At 60.3% G+C, this 252-nt stretch carries 1 protein-coding gene; it reads left to right on the forward strand.

Going from position 1 to position 252, the window contains the following annotated elements; translation table 11 throughout:
* On the forward strand, positions 1-252 hold a 252-nt coding region (locus SB772_RS43645), incomplete at both ends, for a lytic transglycosylase domain-containing protein (protein WP_410838983.1).

Below are 252 nucleotides of genomic sequence, written 5' to 3' on the forward strand. Positions count from 1 at the left end.
TTCCAGCCAATGTCGTCATCTATTCGTAAAGCCATCAATTCAGACGCATTGACCCGCTTGGCTCAAGCCATCGCGGTGGCTGTGTCCGCCACTCTGGCGGGCTGTTCCAGCCATGTGCCGCAGACCGACGCGGCACATACCCCGAATATCGCCGCTCGCGCCAAACAGAAACCGATCTGGCTCAGCGAAAAACCCTCGCCGCAAGTACCGCAGGACGTCTGGGAGCGCATGCGCCAGGGCTTCCAGTTGCAG

The organism is Paraburkholderia sp. SIMBA_030 (assembly GCF_046535245.1).
GTDB lineage: Bacteria > Pseudomonadota > Gammaproteobacteria > Burkholderiales > Burkholderiaceae > Paraburkholderia.